Raw genomic sequence first — 14,027 nt, 5'->3', positions numbered from 1 at the left:
AAACCCTTCCTCCCCTCCCGCCCCCTGTTCCCTTCTCCGGCCCCCCCCCCCGCGGCGAAGCCCCGGCGCCCCCCATTTCGGGGGGGGCGGTTCCGATGAACGTCACGGCCCGCCCTTGGGGGTTACCTATGGTCACTTGACGGAGTTGACCGCCTTGACGACCGCAGTCGCGTTGCCCTGGTGCTTGGCGTACGCGTCGGGGAACGCGGAGCCCTGAACCGTCTGCGCGGCAACGGTGACGGCCATGTTCTGCCAACCCGGCACGCGCTGGAGGGCGCGGTAGAACTTCTTGGCGGACTCGGAGGGGTTCATGATCTCCTTGACCGTGCCCCAGCCGGTGGTGTACCGCTGCTGGAACAGGCCGACCGAGTCGTAGTCGGCCCCGGTGCCCTGGTGGGCGTACTTGAGCGACTCCGGCACCACGTGGCTGGCCAGGTTGTAGAGGTTGCTCTCCTGCATCGCGGTGGCGACCGCGATGATCTGGCCCTTCTCGGAGATGCCGAGGTCCTTGCCGGCCTTGACGATGAGGGCTGCGTTGTCCATCTGCGTCTGGTTGAAGCCGGCGGTGGGCTTGACCTTGGCGGTGGTCGTCGCGGCCTTGGTGGCCGTCGACTTCGGGGTGGCCTTGGCGGCCGCGGACTTGGCCGGGCTCGCCGGGGCCTTGGTGGCCGTGACCACCTGGGCCGCCTTGGCGGTGTTCAAGCTGCTCGGCTCGGCCGTGGCAGCGGAAGTGTGGAGTAGGGCGCTTGCCCCAGCGACGGCCACCAGGCCGAACGCTGCGACACGGCGCGGGCTGGTCGTGAAGCGTTCGCGGATGAGGGTGAAGGCGTGCGAAACCTTGGCGGTAAGCAAGCTCTTGACGTCGTTGTCTCGGCGCATTGGTCGACCTTAGCGACCGTCTAGAGCCCTGCCCACCTGCACATACGTCGAATGATCACTATGTAAGGCGTCTATGTGGGGGATAGACTGTGCGCGATGGGTCTGGGGAGGCAGTCGAGCGGACGAAGCTCGCAAAACACCCATCTCGCCACTCCCGCGCTCAGCGCGTGGGTCAAGGGCGGATCCCTCGGCGCCGATCTCAGTGCTCCGTCACGGCGTGAACACCAAGCGTAAACCCCTAGGTGATGGGTCACAAATCGGTCTCAGACGGGCAATTCTATACGCATAGCGATCTATGCGTCACGCTCCGTGGTTGGCGCTGGTGGTCGGGCGGGTTCCGGCCCAGTGGCTGAACCGCTCGTGATCAGATCTAGGCATGGGGCATTGGTTCGACCACGAGATCGTCGACACCGGTCGGCTGCCGTTGTTCTGCTTCTTCGCCGGCGTCGTGATCGGCTTCGCGTTCATCCGGATCTCCGTACGCCTCATCCGTGCTCAGGTCAGCTGGTGGCCCGGGAACGTCACCCCGGGCGGACTGCACATCCACCACGTCGTGTTCGGCGTGATCTTCATGCTCGTCGGCGGAGTGGCCGCGCTCGCCATCCCCCGAGGCCACACGGCAGCGCTGTCCGTGGTCGCGGCGCTCTTCGGGATCGGATCCGCACTCGTGCTCGACGAGTTCGCGTTGATCCTGCACCTCGATGACGTCTACTGGTCGGAGCAGGGGCGTACGTCGGTCGACGCCGTCTTCGTCGCGGTGGCCGTCTCCGGGATGCTGCTGCTGGGGCTACGGCCCATCGCCATCGACGAGTTCCTGTTCGCCCGGTCCGAAGGCGGCGGCTGGGTCAACTGGGTCGTCGCCCTCGGCGGTACGCTGCTCAACCTGACCCTCGCGGCGATCACCCTGCTCAAGGGCAAGATCTGGACCGGACTCGTCGGGTTGTTCGTCCCCGTCCTCTTATATGTCGGAGCGTTCCGGCTCGCCCGGCCAGGCTCGCCCTGGGCGCGGTGGCGCTATGCGAAGGACACGTCCCGGGCCCGGGGGAAGCTGGCGAAGGCGGAATGGCGCGAACGGCGAATCCGGCGACCGCTCATCCGCGCCAAGATCTGGCTCCAAGAGCTGGTCGCCGGCCGCTTCGACCCGTAAGCCTTCCGGCCGGATCACGGATCTGGGTCGAATCTTGACCCAAGATTCGACCGGGATCCGTGATCCAGCGCACTGTCCGCGCAGGGTCCAGCGGGTCAGTGGTACTTCTGCTCGCCCGCGGTGATCTCGACCGGCAGCGTGTTCTCCGGCGGCGGCAGCGGGCAGGTGGCGTACTCGGTGAACGCGCACGGCATGTTGAAGGCGCGGTTGAAGTCGATCCGCACCCGCCCGTCCGGGTCGGGCGCCGGCACCGACAGCGACCGGGAGGCGGCGTACGTGGTGACTCCGCTGGTGGCGTCGCGGAAGAGCAGGTCGAGGGAGCCGTCGCCGCCGTCGAACGCGGTGAGCGCCAGTTCCTGCCCGGCCACCGTGAACCGCAGTACGCCGACCGCCGACTCGGCGTGGGTGAGCCCGTCGATCACCGAGCCGATCTTGACTTCCTGCGCCTCGGGGAACCGTTCGAAGGTTCCGTCGACGATCCAGGCCGGGTCGAAGGCGTACGCCGGAACGCCGGTGAACGCGGTCAGCGTGGGGGAGTGCGGATCGCGTACGCGCAGCGCCCACCAGCCGCCGCGCTGGATGACCTCCACCTCGACGTCGCCGTGGCGTACGCGGTCCGAGCCGGTCACCGCCACTTCGCCGTCGACGGGGTGATCGCCGTAGGTCAGTCCGTCGTCCACGCCGGCGGCGACATAGACAGTGTCGTCCAGTACGCGCCACCGGCCGGGGACCGTGTCGAAGCCGGCCGGATCGGTGCCCAGCCAGTGCAGCCCGGTGAGGCTCAACCAGCCGTGCGGGTTGCGCAGGCCGCGGTCGCGCCGTTCCCGCCAGCTCTGCCAGCCGGCCGGGGAATCGTCACCCATGGTTCCTCCCAAGATCGTGTGGGAAGCGTACTCCCGGGCCGTGAACAAAATAAGGCCGGTGAGTGATCCTCACCGGCCCTACTCCTCGGAAGGGTTACGCGCGCAACCACACGGTGGTGTCCGACGGCACTCGGCCATCCTCGAGCGGGCCGCTGGCCAGCACGATCGTCCCGGCGGGCAGCTCGGCCGGCGTCGAGCCGAGGTTGGACACGCTGATCAGGTCGCCCCGCCGGAAGGCCAGCACCTCGGGCGCCGAGTCGAGCCAGGTCATGGGCGTGTCGCCGAAGCCGGGCCGGATCGCCAGCGCCGACCGGTAGAGCGACAGCATCGAGGCGGGGTCGCCCTCCTGCGCCTCGGCGGTGTAGTCCTTCCAGGCCGCCGGCTGCGGCAGCCACGGGTCGGACTCCGCGTCGCCGGAGTCGCTGGAGAAGCCGAACGGCGGCTGGTCGCCGGACCACGGCAGCGGCACCCGGCAGCCGTCGCGGCCCCGCTCGGTGTGCCCGGACCGCTCCCAGATCGGGTCCTGCCGCAGGTCGTCGTCCAGGTCCTCGACCTCCCACAGGCCCAGCTCGTCGCCCTGATAGACATAGACCCCGCCCGGCAGGGCCATCGACAGCAACGCGGCGGCTCGCGCCCGCCGGGTCCCCAGCTCCAGATCAGACGGTACGCCGTGCCGCCGGTCGTCGAAGCCGAACCCGGTGTAGTCCAGCCGCCCGTACCGGGTGGCCACCCGGGTGACGTCGTGATTGGACAGAACCCAGGTCGGCGGCGCGCCGACCAGCGCGTGCGCCGAGTTCGTGTCGTCGATGACGGTACGCAGCCGCGCCGGGTCCCACGGGCAGAACAGGAAGTCGAAGTTGAACGCCGAGTGCAGCTCGTCCGCGCGCAGGTAGCGGGCGAAACCCTCGGGGTCGGGACCGACGATCTCGCCGACGAAGACGCGTTCCCGCTTCGGGTCGGCGGCCGTGTACTCGTCGGCGATCGCGCGCCACCGCTGGTAGATGGCGTGCACCCCCGGCTGGTCCTCGTACGGCTTGCCCGCGCCCGGAGCCAGCGACGAGATGTCGGGCAGTCCGTCGGCCTTGACCAGGCCGTGCGCGACGTCGATGCGGAAGCCGTCGACCCCGCGGTCCAGCCAGAACCGCAGGATGCCGTCGAACTCCTCGACCACCTCCGGGTTCCCCCAGTTCAGGTCGGGCTGCCCCGGCGCGAACATGTGGAAGTAGTACTCGCCGTCCGGGACGCGGGTCCAGCCCGAGCCGCCGAAGTTCGACTGCCAGTCGTTCGGCGGCAGCTCGCCGTTCCCGCCCCGGCCCGGGCGGAAGTGGAACCGCGCGCGCTCGGGCGAACCCGGGCCGGCCTCGACCGCCGCGCGGAACCAGGCGTGCTGGTCCGAGCAGTGGTTGGGGACGATGTCGACGATCACGCGGAGCCCGAGGTCGTGTGCCTCACCGATGAGCGCCTCCACCTCCGCCAGCGTGCCGAAGATCGGGTCGATGTCGCGATAGTCGGCGACGTCGTAGCCGGCGTCCGCCATGGGCGACGAGTACCAGGGGCTGAACCAGATCGCGTCGATACCGAGGGTCTTGAGGTGGCCCAGGCGGGCACGGATGCCGGCCACGTCGCCGACGCCGTCGCCGTTGCCGTCGGCGAAGCTGCGGGGGTAGACCTGGTAGATCGCGGCGGTGCGCCACCAAGCGGCGGAGTTCGTCAAGGCAGTCTCTTTCTAGTGTTGGATCGCCTGCAAGGGGAGGTCACGCTGCGCGGCTACTCCTTCACGGCGCCTGTGGTGAGGCCGGCCATGATGCTGCGCTGGAAGATCAGGAAGAAGATCACGGTCGGGATCGCGGCGATGACGGCCGCGGCGATCACGACGTTCTGCGGGGTGCCGCCGGCGAAGGCGTAGATGCCGACGCTGATGGTCCGGGTCTCCGGGGACGGCTCCACCAGCTTGGGCCAGAGGAAGTCCTTCCAGACGGCGGTCACCGCGAAGATCGAGACGACGCCGAGGATCGGCCGGGAGATCGGCAGGATGATCGACCAGAGAATACGCAACGGTCCGGCCCCGTCGACGATCCCGGCGTAGATCAGGTCTTGCGGCACCGAGTCGAAGAACCGTTTCAGCAGGAAGATGTTGAACGCGTTGGCCACCGCCGGCAGCCAGATCGCGAACGGCGAGTCCAGCAGGCTGATGTGCAGGATCGGCAGGTCGATCGCGGTCAGGTACTGCGGGACGATGAGGACCATCGCCGGGATCATCAGCGTGGCCAGCATCGCGCCGAGCACGACGTTGCCGAAGATCGGCCGCAGCTTCGACAGCGCGTACGCCGCCGCCGTGTCCAGCACGAGCTGGAACAGCAGCGCCCCGACCGCGTAGTAGATGGTGTTGAACAGCAGCTTGCCGAGCGTCAGGTTGTTCCAGGCGTCGATGTAGTTCTGCGGATCGGGATCGGCCGGGAACAGCGTCGGCGGGGTCTGCGCGACCTCCTGACCCGTCTTCAGGGCGCTGGTCACCATCCAGTAGAGCGGGCCGATGAAGGCCAGCGTGAAGATCACCACGATGGCGATCAGCAGCGTCCAGTAGACCGCCGGTCCCTTGCCCCGGGCGAGCTGCGTGTGCGACAGCAGCGTACGCGGGCCGTATTCACGTGTCGTCATCGTCATTCCTGCTTCGCGCTCAGGCGGAGGTAGACCGCGGAGAAGCCGCCCAGCACCAGGAGCATGATCACGCCGAGGGCGGCCGCGCCGTTGAGGTCGTTCTGGAAGAAGCCGTGCTGATAGATGAGGTACGCCACCGACGTCGCCGAGTCCTGCGTACCGGCGCCGTTGGCCAGGATGAGGGGCTCGATGAACAACTGCATCGTCGCCACGACCTGAAGCATCGCCATCAGCGACAGGATCAGCTTGGTCTGCGGGATGGTGACGTGGCGGATGCGTTTGAACAGCCCGGCGCCGTCCAGTTCGGCCGCCTCGTAGAGGCTGCCCGGGATGTTCTGCAACGCCGCCAGATAGATCAGCACGGCGCCGCCCATGTTCATCCAGGTCGAGGCGAGCACCATCGCGGGCACCGCCATCGAGGTGGACTGCATCCACTGGGAGGTCGGCAGGTGCATGACCTTGAGGACGGCGTTGAACAGGCCGGCGTCGCTCGGGTCGTACGCGTAGTACTTGAACAGGAACAGCGCCGACGCGGGCGGCAGCATGACCGGCAGATAGATCAGTACGCGCAGGTATCCGCGCGCGTGCCGCAGTTCGTTGAAGATGATGGCCACGACGAACGGGACGGCGTAGCCGAGGACCAGCGCCAGCACCGTGAAGTACGCCGTGTTCTTCCAGGCCGTCCAGAAGCTCGGGTCCTGGAGGATGCGCTCGTAGTTGTCCCAGCCGACCCAGGTCGTCACCCCGCGGCGGGTGCGCTGGAAGCTCATGACGACGCCACGGATCATCGGGTACCAGGAGAACAGCGCGAAACAGAGGATCGCGCCGATCAGGAAGCCGTATCCCGTGAGGTTGTTGGTGATCCGCTGGCCGCCCGCGCGGCGCGCACGGCGCGTGGTGGGGGCGGGGGGTGAAGCGTGGATGGGGCTGGGCGCCACGGTCGCCGAAGGCATGACTGCTCCTTGGGGTGAGGTGGGGGCCGGCTCTCGCTCAGGACCGGCCCCCACGCCTACTGGCTGCGCCGCTGGGCGGCGCTAGCCCCCGACCGCTACTTGGCGGCGGCGGCCAAGGCCTGGTTGACCTTGTCCTCGGCCTTCTTGAGCTCGTCGTCGACGCTCGCGTTCGGGTTGGTCAGGATCGCCGACATCGCCGAGTCGAGGACCGCGTAGATCGCCTGGGCGTTGGCCGGCTCGAACTTGATCGGGACGGGGTTGTTCGCGAAGAGCGCGAAGTCGTCCACGGTCACGTTCGCGTTGGCGACCTTCAGGTCGTTGTCCGCCTTGAACGCGTCGCTGCCCGGGATGAACAGCTGCGGCTGCGGCAGGCCGACCGGGTTGTTCTCCGGCTTGGCCCGGACGTAGTCGAACTGGCCCTTGCCGACGGTCAGCTTCTCGTAGGCCAGCCACTTCAGGCCCGCCTCGACCTGCGCCTTGGACAGGCCCTTCTTGAAGAAGTAGCCCTCACCGCCGCCGAGCGTGCCCTTGGCCGCGCCGCCCTGGCCGGGCATCGGGGCCATCGCCCAGTCCTGGTACTTGCCCTGGAACTGGGTGACGATCGCGGTGGTGGCGTCGGGCGCGCCGACGAACATGCCGACCTTGCCGGCACCGGCGTTGGTCAGCAGGTCCGCCCACTGCAACAGCTGCTTGGAGCCCATGCTGTTGTCGGTGTACCGCATGTCCTTGAGGTTCTGCAGGACCTTCTTGCCGAGGTCGTTGTTGAAGTCGGCCTTCTTGCCGTCGGCCGTGACGACCTGACCGCCCTGCGAGAACAGCTCGGCGGAGAAGTGCCAGCCGCCGGTGTTGCCCGCGCTGTAGTCGGAGTAACCGGCGATGCCGTTGCCGAGGGCGGCGATCTTCTTGGCCGCGTCCCGGACCTCCTCCCACGTCTTGGGCGGGTTCTTGGCGTCCAGACCGGCCTGCTGGAAGAGGTTCTTGTTGTACAGCAGACCCATCGAGTAGTTCTTGGTCGGGATGCCGTACAGCTTGTCGCCCTCGCTGAAGGCGGCCTTGGCCTCCTTGGAGATGCTGTCCCAGGTGGAGATCTGGTCCTTGTTGACGTACTGGGTGATCTCCATGGCCTGGCCGGAGTCCAGCACCTGCTGAAGGTCCGTCATGTACGCGTAGAAGACGTCCGTGACGGTGCCGCCGGCGAGCCGGGCGGTGAAGTCCGGCGGGTTGTTGCACTGGGCGCCGACCGAGACGCTCTTGATCGTGATGTTCGGGTAGAGCTTCTGGAACGCCTCGACGTCGGCGTTCCAGTCCTTCAGCAGCTCCTTCTGCGAGCCCACGGGCATGCAGTCCACGGTGATGGTGACCTTGTCACCGCTGCTGGACGAGTCGTCGCCCTTCGTCGAACAGGCCGCGAGGGCGAGCCCCAGTCCGGCCACGGCCGCGAGGGCTGCCACCCTGCGGTACTGCGTTACGGACATCTATCCATCCCTTCGGGGAACGGGTTGTCGCTGAGTGCGCTCACTGTAACTATGGCGACTCCTGGCGGCAATACTCCGACAACACAATGCAAAATTACGACTTTGCAACGGTGATCGCGAAGGACTCTTGCATAAGCGGTCTGACCTGCGGTTTCATGGGCATAAAGAAGCCCCGCCGGGGCGTACGCCCGGCGGGGCTGTGCAAGAAACGTGTTACGCGGCGGGGGCCGGACCGGTGGAGCCGCGGACCACCAACTCGGGCTCGAAGAGCAACTCGTCGGTCGGGATCGGGTTGCCCGCGATGGCGTTGATGAGCAGCGCGACCACCGCCTGACCCATCGCCTCGATCGGCTGCCGGACGGTGGTCAGCGGCGGCTCGGTGCAGGTCATGAAGGACGAGTCGTCGTAGCCGACCACGGAGACGTCGCCGGGCACGCTGCGGCCCAGTCGCCGGACGGCCCGGATGGCGCCGAGCGCCAGGACGTCGGAGGCGCAGATGAGCGCGGTCGCACCCCGGTTCATCAGCCGCGTCCCGGCGGCGTGGCCGCCTTCGAGGGAGAACATCGTGTGCTCGAACAGGGCGGGCTCGGCCGCCTTGCCCTGGTACGCCGTGAGCTTGCGCAGCGACGGCATGTGGTCCTCAGGGCCGATGATCAGCCCGATCCGCTCATGGCCGAGCGCCACGAGATGCTGGTACGCCTGCTCGACCGCGTGCGAATCGTCCGTCGACACCCGCGGGAACTTGAGTCCGTCAATGGCTGCGTTAACAAGGACCGCCGGGAGTCCGCGGTCGGCGATGCGATGGTAGTGCTCGTGGTCGGCCGCGCCCTGGGCGTAGTTGCCGCCGGCGAAGATGACCCCGGAGACGTGCTGGTCGAGCAGCATGTCGACATAGTCCCCTTCGGAGACGCCGTGCTGCGTACGGGTGCAGAGCACCGGGGTGAACGAGCGGCGGGCGAGCGCGTCGGCCACCACTTCGGCGAACGCCGGGAAGATGGGGTTGCCCAGCTCGGGCAGGACCAGGCCGACCAGGCGGGCCCGTTCGCCGCGCAGCTTGGTCGGGCGCTCGTACCCCAGCACGTCGAGCGCGGTCAGCACGGCGGTCCGCGTCGCCTCGGAGATCCCGGGCTTGCCGTTCAGCACCCGGGAGACCGTGGCCTCACTGACTCCGACGTACTTCGCTACCTCAGCCAGTCTGCGCGTCATGAGTGCAAGCGTAGTGCATCAGCGTGCAAGTGGCTTGCACGCATCCAGGGGGATTTCCGCCGGGTGGGATTCCCGTCAACTCGCGGCGAGCAGCTCCGGCAACCGGCGCATGTCATCGAAGACGACCGTACCGTCTCCGATGAGCTTCTCGCCAGAGGTGACTCCACCGGCGTACGCGAAGCAGCGCATGCCCGCCGACCGGGCCGCGCGTACGCCGGGCTCGCTGTCCTCGACGACGACGCAGGCGGCCGGCTCGACGCCGAGCGTACGCGCGGCGTGCAGGAACAGGTCGGGGAACGGCTTGCCCCGTTCGACCATTGTGGAGCTGAACAGCCGATCCCCGAAGTGGTGACTCAATCCGGTCAGCTTCAGGCTGTGCCGCGTCTTCTCCAGCCGCCCGCTGGACGCCACGCAGACCGGCAGGTCGATGCGGTCCAGCGCCTCGGCGATGCCGTCCACCGCGGTCAGTTCGGCGTCGTGGGCCGCCGTCATCCGGGTCATCCACAGATCTGGCCACTCGGGCACCGGCCGGCCCAGCCATTCGGCGATCAGCTCCTGGATGGACGGCAGCGACTTGCCGACGAAGTGGTCGACGATGTCGGCCTCGGTGGCGCGATGCCCGTACTCGGCCAGCAACTCGATGTTGAGCCGGATGGCGATGCGCTCGCTGTCGACCAGTACGCCGTCGCAGTCGAAGATGACCAGTTCAGGTTTTGCCACGCCGCCACCTTAGGGCGTCGGGCGTCCGGGGCGGCCGAGGTACTGGACGACTGTGCCGAACGCCATGTCCAGCAGCGAGCGGCGGCGGACGTCGAACAGCACCGTCACCGTGCCGACGAACCAGATCGGGGCGAACAGCAGGCCGATCGCGGCACGGAGGATCGACCGGATCAGGCCGATGGGACTTCCGTCGGCCAGGCGCACCACGGTGCCGAACACGCTGGCCCCGATGGTCTGCCCGGTCAGCCGCCAGGACCCGGCGAAGTACACCGCGGGGGTGATGTTGGCGCCCCAGTCGAACGCCGTGAGGACCCAGTGCGGCGGCGTACCGGCGACCAGGCGCCACACCTCCGGCAGCCCACGGCCCACGACCACGACCGTGATCGCGGTGATGAGCACGTCCAGGCCCAGCCCGGCCAGCCGCGACACCAGCCCCGCGTACGCCCGGTGCTCCATCGGCTACTTCGCCGAGGCGGAGCTGGAGAGGTGGAACAGCCGCCGGAACCCGATCTCCAGCCGGTCGTCGGCGGCGGCGGTGCTGTCCCGCAGATCCCCGGCCGCGTCGGCGACGACGTCCCGGCTCTGCTCGGTGATCAACTCGCGCAGTTCCTCGCTCTCGGTCAAGTCCTTGATCATCAGTGGGACGACCTTGTCCTGCAGCAGCGGGATCGCCGCGTCGAGGAGACCGGGCATCATCTCCTTCTCGATGAGCGGCAGCGCCGACTCCATCAGCCGCGGCATCATCCGTTCCTCGATCAGCGGCATCGCCGACTCCATCAGGCGGGGTAGCAGCTTGGCCTCGATGAGCGGCAGCGCCGCGTCCAGGAAGGCGGGCAGCACCGAGCTGGTCAGGTAGGGCATCAGCTCGTCGATGACGCCGGGGGCGACCGCGCGGGCGATCGCGCGCACCCTCGTCTGGACCTGGTCCACGGCGGCGTCCCGCGTGTCGCTCACGGTGCGGATCCCGGCGTACGCCGCCCGTTTGACCAAGTCTCGGGCGGTGTCGGCGGCCAGCACGGCGCTGCCGAGAGCGACTTCCGGCAGGCTGGCTCGGGTCGTATCGGACATATCACCCAGTCTACGGCTCTCGGGGGTTGACCTTGCCCAGAACGCGTCGCTCTGGCGGCATAAACCAGTCAAGGGCGACTGGCCGCCCCGGCGGGACGGCCTCGCCGCCCGCCGGACTGGTACCGTGGAACGCACTGACACCCGAGACCACACAGGAGGGCGACGTGGCGACGACCGCGAACCCGATGAACCGAGCCCCGCTGGCGATGCCGCGGCCGGTCGTCGAGGTATGCGGCGTACGCGTACGTCGAGTACGGGTAGCCGGCTGACGCCGGAGCCCGTCGACCCCCTTCTCCTGTCAAGCCCACCTCACCCGGTGTGGCGTCTCGAAAGGTGCACACGAATGCATCCCGCGATCCCGGAAAAACCCAGCCTCGACGGGCTGGGCGAGAAGTGGTCGGCCCGCTGGGCGGCCGATCAGACCTACCTGTTCGACCGGTCGGCGTCCCGCGACCAGGTCTACTCCATCGACACGCCGCCGCCCACGGTGAGCGGCTCGCTGCATATCGGGCACGTCTTCTCGTTCACCCAGACCGACGTGCTCGCCCGGTATCACCGGATGACCGGCAAAGCCGTGTTCTATCCGATGGGCTGGGACGACAACGGACTGCCCACCGAACGCCGGGCGCAGAACGTGTTCGGCGTGCGCTGCGACCCGACTCTGGCGTACGCCCCCGGCGAAGCCACACCTGGTTCGCTGGAGCACCCGGCGAAGGGCAAGGAGCAGACTCCGGTGTCCCGGCGACGGTTCATCGAGCTGTGCCAGGAGCTGACCGCGTACGACGAGCGGCACTTCGAGGACGTGTGGCGGGCCACCGGACTCAGCGTCGACTGGTCGCTGACCTATCAGACGATCGGCGACCGGGCGCGGGCCACCGCGCAGGGCGCCTTCCTGCGTAACGTGCGCCGCGGTGAGGCGTACGTGGCGGAGGCGCCGACGCTCTGGGACGTGACCTTCCAGACCGCCGTCGCACAGGCCGAGGTGGAGTTCCGCGACGCCGACAGCACCTTCTACGACCTGCGGTTCGACGGGCCGACCGGGCCGCTGACCATCGCCACCACCCGGCCGGAGCTGCTGCCCGCCTGCGTGGCGCTGGTGGCACACCCGGACGACGAGCGCTATCAGAACCTGTTCGGCGGCGTTGTGCGTACCCCTTGGTGGGAAGCGGAAGTGCCGCTGCTGCCGCACAAGGACGCGGATCCGGCGGTGGGCACGGGCCTGGTCATGGTGTGTACGTTCGGTGACCTGACCGACGTGACCTGGTGGCGCGACCTGGGTCTGCCCATCCGCGCGATCGTGGGCCGCGACGGGCGCCTGCTGCCCGACGCTCCGTCTGGAGTGGACGCCGAGCGGTACGCGCCGCTGGCGGGGCTGACGGTGAAGGCGGCGCGCCGCGAGACCGTGCGGACACTTCGGGAGGCGGGCCTGCTGCTGGGCGAGCGCCCGCTGCGGCACGCCGTGAAGTATTACGAGAAGGGCGACCTGCCGCTGGAGATCGTCACGAGCCGCCAGTGGTACATCACCAACGGTGGCCGCGACGACCGTCTGCGGGACGAGATGCTGCGCCGAGGGGAAGCCCTGAACTGGTACCCGCCGCACATGCGCGCTCGCTACGAGTCGTGGGTGCGCGGGCTGACCGGCGACTGGCTCATCAGCCGCCAGCGGTACTTCGGCGTGCCGATCCCCGTCTGGTACCCCCTCGACGACCACGGCGAACCCCGCTACGACCAGCCGTTGCTGCCCGCGGAGGGCCGGCTGCCGGTCGATCCCCGGGCCGAGGTGCCCGACGGGTACGCCCCGGAGCAGCGCGACGAGCCGGGCGGCTTCACCGCCGACCCGGACGTGATGGACACCTGGGCGACTTCGTCGCTGTCGCCGGTGATCGCGGCTGGTGACCTGATGGACCGGGTGTTCCCGATGGACCTGCGCCCGCAGGCGCACGAGATCATCCGGACCTGGCTGTTCACCACCGTGCTTCGGTCGCATCTGGAGTATGACGAGCTGCCCTGGAAGAACGCGGTGATCTCCGGCTGGGTGCTCGCCGACAACAGTTCCAAGATGTCCAAGAGTCACAACACAGTCGCTCCGCCACTGGCGGCGATCGCTGAGCACGGGCCGGACGCGGTGCGTTACTGGGCCGCGTCCGGGCGTCCCGGCGTGGACATCACGCCGTCGCGCGAGCAGATGCGCATCGGGCGGCGGCTCGCGGTGAAGCTGCTCAACGCGTCCCGCTTCGTGCTCACGTTCCCGTCCTCTGCCGAGCCGGTGACCTCGCCATTGGACTCGGCGATGCTGGCTCGGTTGGCGAGCGTCGTGGCGTCGGCGACCGCCGCGTTCGAGGCGTACGACTATCCGGGTTCGCTGTCGACTGTGGAACGCTTCTTCTGGGAGTTCTGCGACGACTACCTCGAACTCGCCAAGCCCCGCGCGTACTCACCGGACAGTGGGTCGGCTGTCGCCGCCATGCGTACCGCTTTGGACACGCTGCTTCGGCTCTTCGCGCCGTTCCTGCCGTTCGTGACCGAGGAGATCTGGTCCTGGTGGCGTACGGGGTCGATCCACCTCGCCCCGTGGCCTTCCTCCGCTGGGCTCGCCTCCGCTGGGCTCTCCGCAGGTGGGCTCTCCTCAGGTGGGCTCTCCTCAGGTGGGCTCTCCTCAGGTGGGCTCTCCTCAGGTGGGCTCTCGTCAGGTGGCGATGCGGCTCTGGCGGCGGCGTCCGAGGTGATCGCGGCGGTTCGGCGGGCGAAGTCGGAGGCCCGGCTGTCGCAGCGCGCTCCGGCGTCGGCCGTGACCGTCACCGGGCCGGCCGCTTCGCTTGCGGCGTTGCGGCTCGTCGCCGACGACCTTCAGGCCGCCGGCCAGATCGGTTCGCTGATCCTCACCGAATCCTCCGGCCCCCTCACCGTCACCGTCGCCCTCTAACCCTTCGCTCCACCCGCCCCCCTCTCCGCCCCCTTTCTCCGCCCCTTTCTCCGCCCCTTTCTCCGCGTTGATCATGGAGTTAACTGTGGTCTCGACGGTGTGTCGTGACCGGAAACTCCATGATCAACGCGGCGG

The 14,027-nt window shown here is 68.5% G+C and carries 12 protein-coding genes; 2 read left to right on the top strand and 10 right to left on the bottom strand.

The features are described from left to right. Window positions 1-132: 132 nt before the first annotated feature. Window positions 133-879, bottom strand: a complete 747-nt coding sequence (locus AB0M47_RS38270; RefSeq protein WP_363422940.1) for a hypothetical protein — start codon at window positions 877-879, stop codon at window positions 133-135. 376 nt (window positions 880-1,255) lie between these two features. Here AB0M47_RS38270 and AB0M47_RS38265 point away from each other — a divergent pair, with 376 nt between their 5' ends. Further along, entirely contained in the window at window positions 1,256-2,026 is a 771-nt protein-coding gene (locus AB0M47_RS38265; protein WP_363422938.1) for a hypothetical protein, read from the top strand. 95 nt (window positions 2,027-2,121) lie between these two features. On the opposite strand, the gene AB0M47_RS38260 is transcribed toward AB0M47_RS38265, so the two are convergent. The 9 genes from AB0M47_RS38260 to AB0M47_RS38220 all read right to left on the bottom strand — a co-directional run bounded on the left by AB0M47_RS38260 (window position 2,122) and on the right by AB0M47_RS38220 (window position 10,969). Continuing rightward, entirely contained in the window at window positions 2,122-2,889 is a 768-nt protein-coding gene (locus tag AB0M47_RS38260; RefSeq protein ID WP_363422936.1) for a DUF1684 domain-containing protein, read from the bottom strand. A gap of 94 nt (window positions 2,890-2,983) precedes the next feature. Beyond that, window positions 2,984-4,603 carry a glycoside hydrolase family 13 protein gene (locus AB0M47_RS38255; RefSeq protein WP_363422934.1) on the bottom strand — a complete coding sequence of 540 codons (1,620 nt, stop codon included), beginning with the start codon at window positions 4,601-4,603 and terminating at the stop codon, window positions 2,984-2,986. A gap of 53 nt (window positions 4,604-4,656) precedes the next feature. Beyond that, window positions 4,657-5,547, bottom strand: coding sequence for a carbohydrate ABC transporter permease (locus AB0M47_RS38250; RefSeq protein WP_363422932.1), 891 nt, complete (start codon window positions 5,545-5,547; stop codon window positions 4,657-4,659). 2 nt (window positions 5,548-5,549) lie between these two features. Continuing rightward, entirely contained in the window at window positions 5,550-6,500 is a 951-nt protein-coding gene (locus tag AB0M47_RS38245; protein ID WP_363422930.1) for a sugar ABC transporter permease, read from the bottom strand. A 95-nt stretch (window positions 6,501-6,595) separates the two neighbouring features. Next, window positions 6,596-7,975, bottom strand: a complete 1,380-nt coding sequence (locus AB0M47_RS38240) for an extracellular solute-binding protein (RefSeq protein WP_363422928.1) — start codon at window positions 7,973-7,975, stop codon at window positions 6,596-6,598. A 213-nt stretch (window positions 7,976-8,188) separates the two neighbouring features. Then, complete coding sequence (locus tag AB0M47_RS38235) at window positions 8,189-9,181, bottom strand: LacI family DNA-binding transcriptional regulator (RefSeq protein ID WP_363422926.1); 993 nt, start codon at window positions 9,179-9,181, stop codon at window positions 8,189-8,191. 75 nt (window positions 9,182-9,256) lie between these two features. Beyond that, window positions 9,257-9,901 carry an HAD family hydrolase gene (locus AB0M47_RS38230; protein WP_363422924.1) on the bottom strand — a complete coding sequence of 215 codons (645 nt, stop codon included), beginning with the start codon at window positions 9,899-9,901 and terminating at the stop codon, window positions 9,257-9,259. Between the two features lie 9 nt (window positions 9,902-9,910). Then, the gene (locus AB0M47_RS38225; RefSeq protein WP_363422922.1) at window positions 9,911-10,357 is read right to left on the bottom strand and encodes an RDD family protein; all 447 of its coding nucleotides are present in this window, start codon (window positions 10,355-10,357) and stop codon (window positions 9,911-9,913) included. 3 nt (window positions 10,358-10,360) lie between these two features. Beyond that, a complete protein-coding gene (locus tag AB0M47_RS38220) occupies window positions 10,361-10,969 on the bottom strand; it encodes a hypothetical protein (protein ID WP_363422920.1) in 609 nt (202 codons plus the stop codon). 343 nt (window positions 10,970-11,312) lie between these two features. Between AB0M47_RS38220 and valS the strand changes: the two genes are divergently transcribed. Continuing rightward, window positions 11,313-13,892, top strand: coding sequence for a valine--tRNA ligase (valS, locus tag AB0M47_RS38215; protein ID WP_363422918.1), 2,580 nt, complete (start codon window positions 11,313-11,315; stop codon window positions 13,890-13,892). Window positions 13,893-14,027 lie beyond the last annotated feature (135 nt).

Source organism: Hamadaea sp. NPDC051192, assembly GCF_040682475.1.
Taxonomy (GTDB): Bacteria; Actinomycetota; Actinomycetes; order Mycobacteriales; family Micromonosporaceae; genus Hamadaea; species Hamadaea flava.
This window is presented reverse-complemented; position numbering and strand designations above follow the sequence as displayed.

What these genes read in the sequence shown, in the direction of transcription:
- AB0M47_RS38225 (WP_363422922.1), bottom strand. Translation starts at nt 10,357, where the DNA reads ATGGAGCACCGGGCGTACGCGGGGCTGGTGTCGCGGCTGGCCGGGCTG.
- AB0M47_RS38270 (WP_363422940.1), bottom strand. Translation starts at nt 879, where the DNA reads ATGCGCCGAGACAACGACGTCAAGAGCTTGCTTACCGCCAAGGTTTCG.
- valS (WP_363422918.1), top strand. Translation starts at nt 11,313, where the DNA reads ATGCATCCCGCGATCCCGGAAAAACCCAGCCTCGACGGGCTGGGCGAG.
- AB0M47_RS38245 (WP_363422930.1), bottom strand. Translation starts at nt 6,500, where the DNA reads ATGCCTTCGGCGACCGTGGCGCCCAGCCCCATCCACGCTTCACCCCCC.
- AB0M47_RS38220 (WP_363422920.1), bottom strand. Translation starts at nt 10,969, where the DNA reads ATGTCCGATACGACCCGAGCCAGCCTGCCGGAAGTCGCTCTCGGCAGC.
- AB0M47_RS38260 (WP_363422936.1), bottom strand. Translation starts at nt 2,889, where the DNA reads ATGGGTGACGATTCCCCGGCCGGCTGGCAGAGCTGGCGGGAACGGCGC.
- AB0M47_RS38235 (WP_363422926.1), bottom strand. Translation starts at nt 9,181, where the DNA reads ATGACGCGCAGACTGGCTGAGGTAGCGAAGTACGTCGGAGTCAGTGAG.
- AB0M47_RS38250 (WP_363422932.1), bottom strand. Translation starts at nt 5,547, where the DNA reads ATGACGACACGTGAATACGGCCCGCGTACGCTGCTGTCGCACACGCAG.
- AB0M47_RS38240 (WP_363422928.1), bottom strand. Translation starts at nt 7,975, where the DNA reads ATGTCCGTAACGCAGTACCGCAGGGTGGCAGCCCTCGCGGCCGTGGCC.
- AB0M47_RS38265 (WP_363422938.1), top strand. Translation starts at nt 1,256, where the DNA reads ATGGGGCATTGGTTCGACCACGAGATCGTCGACACCGGTCGGCTGCCG.